Annotated in this window: 7 protein-coding genes; 6 read left to right on the top strand and 1 reads right to left on the bottom strand. The window is 31.5% G+C overall.

Annotated elements, in window-relative coordinates; all coding sequences use genetic code 11:
* Positions 1–2: 2 nt before the first annotated feature.
* From I4V16_RS13265 to I4V16_RS13250, 4 genes are all read left to right on the top strand, one after another.
* Positions 3–1,439 (top strand): Rne/Rng family ribonuclease, encoded by a 1,437-nt coding sequence (locus I4V16_RS13265; RefSeq protein ID WP_099328901.1) that lies wholly within the window; start codon positions 3–5, stop codon positions 1,437–1,439.
* A 211-nt stretch (positions 1,440–1,650) separates the two neighbouring features.
* Complete coding sequence (locus I4V16_RS13260; protein WP_099328902.1) at positions 1,651–3,078, top strand: glycosyl hydrolase family 18 protein; 1,428 nt, start codon at positions 1,651–1,653, stop codon at positions 3,076–3,078.
* A 388-nt stretch (positions 3,079–3,466) separates the two neighbouring features.
* Positions 3,467–8,596, top strand: coding sequence for a TIM-barrel domain-containing protein (locus I4V16_RS13255; RefSeq protein ID WP_099328903.1), 5,130 nt, complete (start codon positions 3,467–3,469; stop codon positions 8,594–8,596).
* A 72-nt stretch (positions 8,597–8,668) separates the two neighbouring features.
* Positions 8,669–9,118, top strand: a complete 450-nt coding sequence (locus I4V16_RS13250) for a hypothetical protein (protein ID WP_049180412.1) — start codon at positions 8,669–8,671, stop codon at positions 9,116–9,118.
* Between the two features lie 72 nt (positions 9,119–9,190).
* Here I4V16_RS13250 and I4V16_RS17340 read toward each other — a convergent pair whose 3' ends face one another.
* Positions 9,191–11,026, bottom strand: coding sequence for a glycosyl hydrolase family 18 protein (locus I4V16_RS17340; protein WP_207654608.1), 1,836 nt, complete (start codon positions 11,024–11,026; stop codon positions 9,191–9,193).
* 249 nt (positions 11,027–11,275) lie between these two features.
* Here I4V16_RS17340 and I4V16_RS17505 point away from each other — a divergent pair, with 249 nt between their 5' ends.
* A complete protein-coding gene (locus I4V16_RS17505) occupies positions 11,276–13,081 on the top strand; it encodes a glycosyl hydrolase family 18 protein (RefSeq protein ID WP_242974216.1) in 1,806 nt (601 codons plus the stop codon).
* A 148-nt stretch (positions 13,082–13,229) separates the two neighbouring features.
* Positions 13,230–14,951, top strand: coding sequence for a carboxypeptidase-like regulatory domain-containing protein (locus I4V16_RS13235; RefSeq protein WP_049180411.1), 1,722 nt, complete (start codon positions 13,230–13,232; stop codon positions 14,949–14,951).
* Positions 14,952–15,160: the final 209 nt, after the last annotated feature.

Below are 15,160 nucleotides of genomic sequence, written 5' to 3'. Positions count from 1 at the left end.
ATATGAAAGAGATATTTATAGAAAGAAGAGAGAATATCCTAAGAATTGCTATTAGGCAAAATGGTAAATTACAAGAGTGTATTGTAGAAGAGGAAAATGGTGAACCAGTAATAGGCGAAATCTATAAGGGAAGAGTTAAAAATATAGTTCCAGCAACTAACTCCATATTTGTAGATTTAGGATTAAATAAGGAAGGATATCTTTACTATAGTAATGAACTTAAAGCTAGAGGCATTAAGAAGGGTGAAGAAATCATAGTTGAAATTCTAAAGGAGCCTATTAATGATAAGGGTGCTAAAATAAGTGCAAAGTTTGGTATTCCATCAAAGTATTTAGTACTTGAAAGTGATGGATATGGAATAGAGTTCTCTAAAAGATTCAAGGATGAGGTTAAAAAAGAGCTTATCCTTGCTGAATTAGAGGAAATAGCAAATGGAAAGCTTATAGTTAGAACAGAAGCAGCTAATGTTAGTATTGAAGAACTTAAGCATGAAAGAAAAGTACTTCTTAATGAGTATGAGGATATACAAAGAAAAGCTAAGTATTCTTCTAATTTAGGTAAGCTTTATGGAGAAAACCTTTCTTTAATCAAGGTACTAAGAGATAAAATTTCTGTAGATCCTGTTAAAGTTATCTTAGATAATAAAGATGATTATGAATTTGCAAAGAATTATCTTAAAGATGATGAAAGTGCAAAAATTATATTATATACAGATAATAGAGCTTTATTTGATGCATATGAGATTGAAAAAGAATTATTAAAGCTTAGACATAATAAAGTTGTACTTCCTTGTGGTGGATCAATTGTTATTGATAAAACTGAAGCTATGTATGTTATTGATGTTAACACTGGCAAAAATATTAAGGAAAGAAACTTTGAGAAGACTATATTAGAAACCAATTTGGAAGCAGCTAAAGAGATTGGTAGACAAATCTTACTTAGAAATTTAAGTGGAATAATAGTAATAGACTTTATAGATTTAAGAGATAAAGCTCATAAATCTATAGTTATGAGAGAACTTAAAGAAGCACTTAAAGATGATGGTGGAAACGTAAAAATCTTCCCATTTACTGAATTAAACCTAGTACAAATTGCTCGTAAGAGAATAGGTAAAAGCGTCTATGAGTATATGGAAGAACCATGTCCTTTGTGTAAAGGAAGTGGAAGATTATTAAAGCTATCATATCTTGAAGGATTAATTAGAAATGAGATTCTTAGATTTTATAGTGAAAATGGAATTAATGACTTTTTTATAGAGATTAATAAAACTTATGAGGATATGATAAAAGGAGATATGCTATCTTTCTTAAAAGAAATAGATGGATTAGATAAAGGGATATATTTAAACTATATTGATGAAGTTGAAGGATATACTTTAGAACCATTAATATTTAAGAACCAGAAAGCTAACGTAAGTAAGTATATTATTAAGAACTAACAGGATTGAGAAGAAACTACCGCAAGGTGGTTTCTTTTTTATTTTTCAGGAAATTATAATGGCAATTAAATTGTGTATAACTTCAACATTTAAATGTTATTTACTCCTAAAGAAAAAATTATTTAAAATACGTGGTAAATATTGTAAAAATACTTGTAATAGTTTACAATATATATGTAAAGATAATTTATAATATGTGGGAGGTACTTTAATGAAGAAAAACTTTTTAAAAGTATTTGTAGCATCTATAGCAGGTGTTACATTATTAGCTGGAAGTATGCTAGCTATTCCAACTAAAGCTGCTACACAAGAAAAAGAATATAGGAATGTAGGGTATGTGTTCCAAAGAAATTGTGACATTGATACATTGGATGTTACAAAGATTACTCACTTAAATTATTCCTTTGGTCTTATTTACAATAGGGAATATGAGGAACTTGGAGATGAAACTAATCCAGATGTAAAAGTTCCACATGAATTTGATGACAGTTTACTACACACAATTTATTTACCTGAAAAGGTAAAGAGTGACCTTTCAAGAATTGATGTCTTAAAAGGAAAAAATCCTGATTTAAAGGTTCTATTGTCTGTTGGTGGATGGGAATGTAGAGGATTCTCAGATGCAGCAGCAACAGAGGAAGGAAGAAAGACTTTTGCTCAATCTTGTAAGAATGTTATTGATCAATATGGACTAGCTGGAATCGACCTAGACTGGGAATATCCTGTTAATGGTGGATGGGGAGTAATAAAAGCTAGACCAGAAGATAAAGAAAACTTTACATTACTATTAAGAGAAGTAAGAAGTGCTATAGGTGATGATAAGTTATTAACAATAGCTGGTTCTGCAAATGTTAACTTCTCAAATGGTGGTTGGACAGAGTTCCAAGATGTAATTCCTTTGTTAGATTATATAAACATTATGACATATGACTTTAGATATGGTTCATGTTATTTTGATTCAGCTTTATATGCTTCAGAGACATGGAAAACTGAATTTGATTATGATGACTATAATACAGATATGGCAGTTAAATTATATCTAGAAAATGGATGCCCATCTGAAAAGATTAATATTGGATTATCTTTTAGCGCTGGTATACCACAATTGGTTAGTGATAAATTAGATGGCGAATTAAGTTTTATAAAAGATGCTCTTATAAGAGCTGGATTCCCAATGGATGAAACTGATCCAACACCAGTGCTATCAGCAGTTAAGAATTTAAAGGAATCAGATGGATTCTATAAACATTGGGATAATGATGCTAAAGCTATGTATGTAACATATAAGCATACTGATGGAGAAGAATATTTTGTTATGAGCTTTATTGAACCAGAAGGGCTTTCTGCAAAAACTCAATATGTTAAAGATAATAATTTAGGTGGAACTATGTTCTGGGAATTTAGTGCTGACTATGATAATTCTTTAGTTGCACAAATAGCAAAAGAACTTAATATTAATGGCTTTGGAGAAGAAGTAGTACCTACAGATCCAAAACCAGAAGTAAAACCTGAAACAAAGCCTGGTGAAGGTGAATTAGTTAAGACTGGAGATGTGACTCCAATATTAAGTCTTATAGGGTTATCAGGAGCATCACTAGGTGTTGCAACTGTAATGTTTAGAAAGAGAAGAGCAAAATAAGATTATAGAAAGATCCCGTCACGAAAATGTGACGGGATTTTTTTATACACTAAATTACACTTTCTAGAGCAGAAACTCCTATTACATAACTTCCGAATAGGTTTAATAGATAAGTGTTTACTCTATAACCACAATGAAAGGCATCCTTTTTGCAGGTAGTTGTGAATTGTAAATATACAAATTAAATAATACAACTAAAGTGTAAAAAAGTGTAAATACTACCAGTATTATCAATGAGATAATAGTTTTGTATTGATGAGATTTAAAAACATTATACATTATCTAGTCAATACGCAAAAGCACAAAATTAAAAAATGGTTTTGAGGTTCGGGGGGATGATAAAAAGAATTATTTAGACTTATTTGATTAATGATTGAAAGGAGAAAAAATGAAATCTAAATTAAAAGGTTTAAGAAAAGTTAGTCTTGCAACAGCTGTTATGATTACTTCCACATTTTTTAGTGGATTAAGTATCCATGCAGCTGAAAATGAGGATGTATGGCAATTAGCCAATGCAAGTGTTGAGAAAAAAGATGAGAATGATGTGTATTTATCATTTGGAAGTGGCCAGAAGGCTCGTATTACATTCTTAAATGAAGATGTATTTCGCATCGATGTAGAGCAAAAAGGGGAAAAATTTGAAGAATATCCAGAACCAATGGCTTCTACGCATACAACTAAGATTACAGCTAAGTCAGAAGCTGATTATGAAGCAGAGGGAATTGTTGAAGCTAATATTTCTGAAGATGATAATACCATTGAAATTAATGGAGGTAATGTAAAATTACTTGTTGATAAAGAAACTGCAAAAATGGAATTGAAAAATAAGGATGGTAAGACTGTTTGGAAAGAAGCAGAATCTTTAAGATATGATGGTACAGAAACTGTACAAACTCTTGATACAGATGAAAATGAATATTTTTATGGTGGAGGACAACAAAACGGTTTCTTCTCTCACAAAGACCGTAAAATCTTAATCGAAAATAAAAGTACATGGGTTAGTGGTGGAGTATCTTCCCCAAGTCCGTTTTATATGTCAAGCAATGGATATGGAGCAATGCGTAACACTTTCCAATCCGGAAGTTATGACTTTAGTTCTACAGCAAAACTAGAGCATGATGAAAATCGTTTTGATGCATATTACTTTGTTGGAGATAATATGAAAGATGTGCTTGGCGATTATGTTGAACTTACTGGAAATCCAATGTTTATGCCTAAATATGCTTTCAACCAAGGAAATGCAGATTGCTATAATGGCGATGGTGAAGAACTTTTGGCTGATGGAGTGGCACGAGCTAAAAAATATGTAGACAATGATATGCCAGCTGGATGGTTCTTACCGAATGATGGATATGGATGTGGTTACGGTAAGTCTTCCGATGCAGATGAAAATATCCAAAATCTTAGCGAGTTTGTTAAAAAGGCTAAAGAATATGGATTTGTAAGTGGCCTTTGGACAGAAAACGATTTAGACAAGCTAGATAGAGAAGTTTCCAAAGGTGGAACACAAATGATCAAAACTGACGTAGCATGGGTTGGAGAAGGATATTCATTTGGACTAAATGCTGTACGTCAAGCTTATGAAGGAATAGAAAACAATTCAAATAACCGTGGATTTGTTATTTCATTAGATGGATGGGCAGGTACACAACGTTATGCAGGATTATGGTCTGGAGATCAGACAGGTGGAAACTGGGAATATATTCGTTTCCATATTCCAACATATATTGGAGCTGGACTTAGTGGAAACCCTAATGTAGGTTCTGACCTTGATGGAATTTACGGTTCAGATAAAATTATATCTACTCGTGACTTCCAATGGAAAGCATTTACGCCGATTGAAATTAATATGGACGGATGGACTACAGGCGCTGAAAAGAGCCCTTGGTATCATGGAGAACCATATACATCAATTAATCGTATGTATTTGAAAATGAAGACAGGATTTATGCCATATAACTATTCTTATGCTAAAGAAGCACATGATACAGGTATCCCTATGATTCGTGGCCTTGTACTTGAATACCCTAATGATCCTTTTACTTGGGGAAATCAGACTCAATATGAATATATGTGGGGGGAAAACCTACTAGTTGCACCTGTATATGAAGACGTTAATGGTGATGAAAAGGGAAATGATGTACGTAATAAGATTTATCTTCCAGACAAGGATCAAATCTGGATTGACTACTTTACTGGTAAGCAGTACCAAGGTGGTCAAGTTATAAATAACTTTGATGCACCATTATGGAAACTTCCGTTATTTGTGAAAAACGGAGCGATTATTCCAAAGGATGTAGAAAATAATTCACAACTATTTGTAAAGGGAAATGAAGATCGTATTTTTGAGGTATATCCTGCAGGTCATACAGAATTTGATCTTTATGATGATGATGGTATGTCACAAGAATACAAAGAAGGTAAGGGTGCTACTACATTAATTACATCAGATGCTCCTGCAGCTGGAGAAAAAGGTGATGCTGTTATTACAGTAAATCCTACTAAAGGAAGCTTCACAGGAATGGAAAAAGAACGTGGAACACAATTTGTTGTTAACGTATCAGAAAAACCAGATGAACTTATTGCTAACGTAGGTGGAGCAGAAGTAGAATTAAAGGAAGTTACTTCTGAAGAAGAATTTAATAATGCAGAAGGAAATGTTTACTTCTACAATGAAGCACCAGATTTAAATCACTATGCAACTGAAGGATCTGAATTTGCAAATCAAAAAATAACAACTACTCCAAAGGTATTTGTTAAGATTAGTAAGACAGATATTACATCAAATGAAGTTAAATTAACAGTAAAAGGTTTTGTTAATGAGCAAAAAGAAGAAATCAATGAAAATGATAAGGAATTAACAGATGCAGATATTCCTACATTAGAAGGAACAGCTACAGATAATAAAATTTCCTTGAATTGGGAAATGAATGAAGATGTAAAATACGGTATGATTGTAGATGGAAATGAAGATGCAATCTATCGTAATGTTACTGCTCCATTTATTCATGATTCTTTAAATGCTGGTGAGGAACACACATATCAGCTAGTTGTGTATAATACAAAACATGAAGTAGTTGGTGAAGTTCAAAGATTCCAGACTAATGAGGATCGTTATAAAAATGTAATTAAAAATACAGCAGGAGTAGCAAGCTCTGAAATTGGAGGCTATTATGCATCACAAGCAGTTGATGGAGATGAATCTTCATTATGGTATACAGACTGGGAGGATGATGTAGCCAATAATAGCGATAAAATATTTACCATAGATTTAAAAGATGGATATTATGTGGACAAACTAGAATACTTTAACAATGGTACAGCTCAAATTAAGGATCACGAAATACAAATCAGTCTTGACGGTGTGAACTTTAAAACTGTTGAGAAGAGTGTATGGGAACGTGCTGGAGAATTCCGTGTATTTGTTGATTTAAAAGGAGAAGCTGCTCGTTATGTACGTATAGTATCTCATGATTTACGTCATAACAGTGCTAATGAATTCCGCGTTTATAAAGTGGAAGGTACAGAAAGCTTTAATCCTGCTAGTACAAAAGGAAATAAAGAAATACAAGATAATGATATTACATTCCTTGAAAACTACATGGGTGTTACGGCTGAAAATGCAAAACTTTGGGAACAAGCTCGCCCAGGCGACTTCAACTATAATAATGAAATTGATGCCTATGACTTAGCATTTACAATGGCACAAAAGGGCCTTGAGAATACTGGTAAGAAGGCTGCTGGTATAATAAACTGGTCAATAGACAAGAGTGAACTTAAAAAAGGTGAAACAGCAAACATTACTGTTACTGGAAGTGGATTGAAAGATATTTATGCATTTGGAATGCGTCTTCCATTGGGAGATAAAATAAATAATCTTAAGTTTGAAACAGTTGCATCTGAAGTAACTAATCAAATGATTAATATGTCTAAGAATCCACAAAACTCTACAGACTATGTTGTGGCTTTCAGTAATGAAGGAAATGAGAGTGCTTTACAAGGGGATGCACAACTTGCTACTATAAAAGTAACAGCATTGGAAGATACTGTACTTAATTTAGAAGGTGTGAATGCATTCGTTATTTCAAATGGTCTAGATGTACGTCTTGCACTTGGAACAGACAGTGAACCTGCAGATGTTGCACAGCTAGAAAATATAATTAATGCTGCAAATTTAGATACAACTCCATATACATCAGAAAGTGCTGCAGAATTCAATAATGCAATAAATGCAGCAAAAGCAGTATTAGATAATCCAGAAGCAACTCAAGAAGAAATGAATGATGCAATTAAAGGTATTTTAACTTCTTTACAAGGTCTAAAGTTAAGAGTATCTACACATGTTGATGCACTTAGATTATTAACAGAAACAATTAGTATAGAAGGACCTAAAGCTGGATATGTTCAATCTGATTTAGATAAGCTTTTAGCTACTGTAACAAATGCTGAAGGGGTTGTAGCTAATAAAGAAGCAACATCTGAAGAAATTGATGAAATGTTTATGACATTAAAAGAAAAACTATTAGCAACAAAAGATGCTAATGGAAGCTATGATGCAAGTAATAAGATCTATATGACTTTTGCAAATGCAATTCTTACAGAATTAAAGGATGTATATACTGAAGAATCATTACAAGTTTTAGAAGAGGTAGTAAAAGAATTTAAAGATTCTGCAGATGATAAGATTGCAGAAGCTGTTCTTTCATTAGAAGTTGTACAAAATGTTGATAAAGCAATATTAAATGTTTATGTTGATATTGCTGATGCAATGCATCTAGACACATATGGAACAGAAGCTTCTCTAAAAGCTATTGAAGCACTTAATGAAGCAAAAACTGTCCTTGCTGATGATAAAGCTACACAGGAAATTGTTAATAAACATGTAGATTCATTATCAAATGCATTAATTAGTGTACTTGAACCTAATGAAGAAGCATTAAAAGATGCACTTGCTAAGCTAGTTGAGGAAGCAAGGAATATAGACCTTAGCAATAAAACAGAAGCAAGTAAATCAGTATTTGAAAAAGCATTAGCAGATGCTGAAAAAGTTCTTGCTGAACAAAGTAGTGATGAAAAAGCTTTAGAAAGTGCATATATGAACTTAACTGCAGCAATTAATGGATTACAAGAAGTTGGCAATGCAGATAAGACAGAGTTGAAAGAAGCAATTGATAAAGCAGAAGAAATTGACCTATCATTCTACACTAAAGATAGTGCTGATGCATTGACAAAAGCGTTAAATAATGCAAAAGAAATATTTGATAATGAAGCAGCTACCCAAGATGTTGTAGATGAAGCATGTGAAGCATTACTTAATGCAATTGATTCTTTAGATAAAAATGTAAGTGACAAACCAAATCCAACACCTGGACCTGGTGAAGGTGGAAACAACAATGGTTCTAATATAGAAGTACCAAAAACAGGCGATACAGCAAATCAAGCAGGATATTTATTCTTACTTATTGTATCTGTTGGAGCTATTTATTTCATTAGAAAAAGAAAAGTAACAACTAATTAAGTTTGTAAAAAGATTTCTCACCTTACTTTAGGGTGAGGAGTCTTTTTATAGAATTAGGCAGGAGAAGATATTATGAGACGAAAATGGATAGGATTTGTATTTTTAATTATTTGTATGTTAGTAGGATGTACTTCCTCATATGAGCGAGATACAGAAGAAGGAAAAATAGTTTATATCACATTGGAAGAAATGCAGGAGAAAATGATTAACAAAGATAACTTTATAATTGCATTTACACAGGAAAAATGCAGATACTGTAAAGAATTCTATGAGTTATTTGATGAATATCGTAAAAATCATAATGTCATAATATATGAAGTTAATTTATCAAAGGAAACTAGAGAGGCAAAGGATAATCTTGAAATTATCCATGAATACTTCCCTACTTTCTCAACCACACCTGGTATATATTATGCCAAGGACGGAAAAGTGGAGAGTTCGTTAACTGATAATCAGGATGAAATGAACGAAGAGATTTTGGATAAATGGGTACAAGATAATCAGTTGGATAGAAAGAAATAAATTTATAAAAAAGAGTAATAGAAATCTTTTGAATAAAATCCCGTCATAAAAATATGACGGGATTTTTTTATATTATACTACACTCCATAGAGCAGGTACATTGCTAGGTTCCCATCCATTTAGTGAAGTATGAGGTTGAATACATTTATATTCTTTACCTGCATAAGTTACTATATCTCCAACCTTATAGGTTGTATAAGATTTCCAAACAGGAGTCTCTACTTCATACTTTGGTACATTAACTGTTATTTCATTTGAGTTAATAGATGAGTTTTCATAGTATAAGATTACATTATAGTTATAAGTTCCTTCAGGTTTATTAGATATAGATTTAGTTATTATTTGAGTATTTTCATTTAAAGAAAGATTACCTGAAGCAATTTCAGTGTTATTTTCAAATAACTTATAAGAAGTAGCTAAGTTACTATCAGGAATTTCTATGGAAATTGTATAATTTCCATTTTTACATTCACCATTAGATATAGTGGCTGCTTTTAGAGTAGGTGGAGTTGGAGCCTTTATAGTAACAGTTACTTCATTGGAATTTACAGAACTAGCAGAGTCTGATAATTCAACCTTATATTTATAAGTTCCATCAGCTTTATTTTTAACTTCATAACTTATAGAGGCTTCTTTGGATTGGCCAGCAACTAAAGTACCAGATGATATTACCTTTGAATCTTCTAATATTTTATAGGATGTAGCAGTGTTGTAAGCAGGGACTTTAGTACTTAAAGTAAAGCTAGCATTTTGTACAGAACTAGCTGATAAAGTAGGCGCTTTAAGTGTATTTGTTTGTGGTGCTAAAGAATCAAAGTACTTTCGAAAATGATTTGACCATGAATAAGAAGCATATTTGTCCCAATTTATTGACCATGTCATAAGTCCCCTTAAATTAGGATGAGCATTTTTGACAGTATAACTACCAACAGTACCGCCATTCATTAATGTGGTAATTGCCTTTTCGACTTCACTATTTGAAACCCATCCATTACCTGCATAAGATGAAGTAGGTACCCCTATAACTACTTGATCCTCTCTTAAAGCAGGGAAGAAGTAATTAGAGTCTTTATTAACATTAAATCCTGTTAAAAGCATATCTGCCAATGAAACATAGAATTCAGCAGATCCCATAGTTTGGGATTTATCATTTAAGTCATTTATAGCACCTGAGTTATAGTATTGAACTTGAAGCCAGTCTAAAGAATCACGAAGTGCATAAATAACAGGTAGGTATGAACCAGCTCTAGAATCAACATAACTATTTAAACCACCATAGTAAGTATATCCTAATTGAACAAAGAAAGTTTCAGGAGCCATAGTAAGCATAAAGTTGTCACCATATTTAGCTTTTAATTCTTTTAAAGCGCTAATTAGGTTTACAATAACTGGAGTAGTAGGATTTTTAAAGTCTTTGTCACCTGGGTCAAGATATAAAGAATGACCTTCAAAATCTATGTCTAATCCGTCTAATCCATAAGTGTCAATTATATTAGATACAGAACTTACAAATTTATCTCTTGCAGTAGCATCTTTTAATTGAACTTGGCCGTTTTGACCACCAATTGAAAGTAATACTTTCTTTCCTTTACTTTGTAGATATTTTACATCAGATTTAAATTCTTCTTCTGTAGCATTAAAAGGTTTAAATTGAATATCCCCAGAAGTTACAGATGTAGGTTCACCAAAGGATAGATTAATTACATCCCAGTTATCAGAAACATCTCTTAGCTTTATTGTACCTGAACCGTTTTCAAAGTTGTGCCAGTAGCCAACTAATACATGTTTAGGAACAGAAGATGTTGAAGCAGAGGTAAGTGTGGCTGGAATTAGAGTTAAAAAAAGAGCAATTGAAAGAGTTATAGAAATAAGAAATTTTACATTTGAATTAAGAAATTTTTTAAACATAAAGTAACCCCTTATCTTTATATGATTATCAATAAAACATATTTAGTAATATCTGAAAATATTACTAAATCATATCTTTTATAAGTTCATAAAAAATCAATAATTGTAGAAGCATAAAAACCTAAGTTAATTAGTACAAATATAGTGAATTGACTAGTGGGAATATTTAAAATAGCTAGCTAATGTGAATAGCTGTCTTAGAATACATATTAAAAAAATATGAAAAATTAAAAAGGGAGAGGGTATATTATGACTAGAAAGTGTAAAAGACTAGTATCAATTTTTGCTGCTGTATTACTATTCGTATCAATTATTCCTATTAAGGCAGTTAGTGCTGCACAAAGCTTAGGAGAAAGGTTACTTGTGGGATATTGGCATAATTTTGATAATGGCACAGGAATTATTAACTTGAGGGATGTATCAGATAAGTGGGATGTTATAAACGTAGCTTTTGGAGAAACATATAGTGATAGAGCTGTTGTTGAATTTACACCTTGCTATGATGAAGAACAGTTTATTTCAGATGTTCAATACATTAAGAGCAAAGGTAAAAAAGTTATTTTATCAATAGGTGGACAAAATGGTGTGGTATTATTACCAGATGCAACAGCTAAAGAAAAGTTTGTTAAGTCAATATGTGATTTAGTAGATAAATATGGCTTTGATGGTTTGGATATAGACTTAGAATCCGGTATATCATTACAAGCATCAGATACAGATTTCAAGAATCCTAAAACACCACAAATAGTTAATCTTATTTCAGGGGTAAGAGAAATATCTGATAAATATGGGTCGAACTTTATTATAAGTATGGCTCCAGAAACAGCTTATGTTCAAGGTGGAATTACTGCTTATGGAAACATTTGGGGAGCTTATCTTCCAATAATATATGGATTAAGAGACAAATTAACTTATATTCATGTACAACATTATAATGCTGGTGGTAATCAAGGGTTAGATGGTGTCACATATACACAAGGAACAGCAGATTATGAAGTAGCAATGGCAGAAATGCTTTTATATGGATTCCCTATAGCAGGTAATAGTAATAATATGTTCCCAGCTTTAAGAGAAGACCAAGTTATGATTGGCTTGCCAGCAACTCAGGCTGCTGCACCAAGTGGTGGATATATAAATCCAACAGAGATGAAGAAAGCATTAGATTATTTAATTAAAGGTATATCATATGGTGGAAAGTATAAGTTAGCTAATGGTAAAGGATATCCAGCATTCAGAGGTTTAATGACATGGTCTATTAATTGGGATGCTAAAAATAATTTTGAGTTTTCTAATAATTATAGAGATTATTTTGATAGACTAACTCCAGTTCAAAATACATTAAAGCCTGCAACTCTTTCTGTTAGTAGAGTTAATAATGGAAGTTATACATTAACAGCTACAGTACCATCAAGAAATACTGCAACAAGCTATAAGATTCTAGAGGGTACAATGGAGATTGCTACAGGAACATTAACAGCAGGAAATTCTAAGGATACTACAATTACAAAGAGTTTAAGTAATAAAGAAAATGGACAATATGAATATACCGTGGTTTTAAGTGATGGTACTAATTCTTTAACATCAAATAAGGTAGTAGTAAAGGTAGAACCACAACCAGAAATTACATTAAAGGCGGCAACACTATCAGCTAGCGCTGTTAATAATGGAAATTATACTTTATCAGCTATAGTTCCTGAATATAATAAAGCAACAAGCTATAAAATTCTTGAAGGAAGTACAGAAGTAGCTTCAGGTACACTAACTGCTGGCAATAGTGAACAAGTAACTCTTACAAAAAAAATCACAAATAAAGATGTTGGTAGCTATGATTACACAATTGTTCTTTATGAAGGATCAAATTCTGTTATATCAAATAAAGTAACTGTTGTAGTAGAAAACTATACACCAGAGGTTCAAGCATGGGCGGCTTATGTATCATATAAAAATGGTGATATAGTAAGTTATAACGGAAGCAATTATGCTTGTAGACAGGCACACACATCTTTACCAGGATGGGAGCCAGCTAATGTAGCTGCATTATGGCAAAAACAATAGTCTGAATTTTAAACTCGTCATGTTTCATGACGAGTTTTTTGTTTTAAAAGAATGCAGGAACTTAAGAATAAATAAACTTGTGAAGTGAAACTTTTTCTGAAATGCTTAGTCTAACCAAGTAAGAAGAAAAATGAGAGGGGCTTTAACTATGAAGAAATATAAAGTGAAAATAAAGGTTGGACATTTATGCATGATTTTAATTTCCATATTTATATTGTTTCCGTTTATTCTATATTCGATAGCAAGTTGTTTAATTAATACAAGAAATGAGAGATATTATAACAAAAAGAGTTACTATGGGACAGCTATTATGGAATTGTATTCTAAAGTACCGAAAGTGACTTCAAATAATGGGAAGACATATTATGATATAGCAACAGGGTATTATAATATATTGGAAGATAATATTTATAAAGCAAGCTTTGGAATGTTTAATGGATTTATAGGTGATGAAAAAAGAGTGAATAAAGCTATAGAGAATTATAAGAGGGGGGTATCTAAAGGAGAAGAAGATGAATACTATTGTAAGAATTTAAGTATGCTTATAAATACATTAGCTATCTTAAATAATACTAAAGAGGCGATGGATTATATAAATCATGCTATAAATTCAGATAATATTGATGTTAGAAGAGTAGGATTAATTAATAAAGTAATAATTCTTGCAAAAAATTATAAAACAGATGAAGCTTTAGAACTGTGTAAAGAGAATTTTGATGACGATAATTTTCAAGTTTTATATTTGAATATTTTATATAATTATAAGAATGCTGAGATTTATAATGAGGAATATAGAAGAGTTTTCGGAGCAAATGATAATTTTAAAAATTCTAGTCTAGATTATGATGAAAAGAATTTGGAACCGTTAAAATATATAGATTTTAAATGCCAGACTACATTTACAATAAGAGATGGGGGGGATAAAAAAATATCAGGAAGAATAATTAAGAATGGGAAAGGAGTTCCCTATCAAAGAATAGCTTTAGGGGTAGAGGATGTTTATAACTTAAATAGATATTATTCAAATCTTAGTGATGAAGCTATTCAAAGGGTATATACAGATGAAAATGGATATTATGAATTCATAGGTGTATCAAAAGGGGAACATGATGTTACTTTAACTATTCAGGGATATTTACTCCAGAATGCCCAACTTAATGAAATTAAAGAAGATATAAATAATGAAAGAGTTCATAATGTTACAACTACAAAAGTTGGGGATGAAGATGTTGTGGTTGACTATGAGATATTAGAGTATATGGATATAAATAAAGAAGTTTTAGATATAAGTAAGGAATGGCTTACAATAAATTTGCCAAAGGTAAAAAATGCAAAATATATAGATGTGTCTTGCGGAAATGCAGGCGTAGTCTCTTATAAGAGTATTATAAATGGAGATTGGAAAGTAAGGCTTCCCTTAAGTAATGGTTGTTTCTTAATGAAAAATTTTGCATTAGGTGATGATGGTGGAGATTTTGGATTTGGGTATCTAGGAACCATAAAGAAAACAGATATTTATATATATCTAACTTATAAAGATGAAGCTGGAAGAGTGTTAGCTCAAACCCCATATGATGCTTTGAGGTATAAAAATCCTGAAAAGATATTAAATGAAGGAGATAAACTATTAAAGAAAGGTAAATTAGAAGAAGGAATTAAATGGTATCAAGAAGAAATAGAAAAAGGAAATTGTAGTAGAGAATTTTTATATCCGATTATTAGGTACTATGGTGATTGGGATTATATAAACTTAGACAAGGAAGAAAGTATAAAAAAGTATAATGAATACTATGATAAGTTAAAAGATATAGGGATTGAGGATGTTGAAAAAAATTGGTTTGATAGTTGGAGAAGTAATTGGGATGATTAATGTTTATGAGAGAGAATTAAATAGTGAAAAACTATAAAATTAAGATAAAGGTTTGCCATACAATTATTATCTAGTTTAGCTTATTATTAATCTTTCCAATTTGATATTTATATTGGGTAATATGTTAATTAAATTTAATTATAGAGGAAAGTAAAAAATATTATGGATATAAGTTAGCGCTTCAAGGAAAGTATGATTAAGTAGTAAAA

This window comes from Clostridium sp. 1001283B150210_160208_E6 (genome assembly GCF_015669365.1).
Taxonomy (GTDB): Bacteria; Bacillota; Clostridia; order Clostridiales; family Clostridiaceae; genus Clostridium; species Clostridium paraputrificum.
Note: the sequence above shows the minus strand (reverse complement) of the source record. Positions and strands in the feature narration are given on the sequence as shown.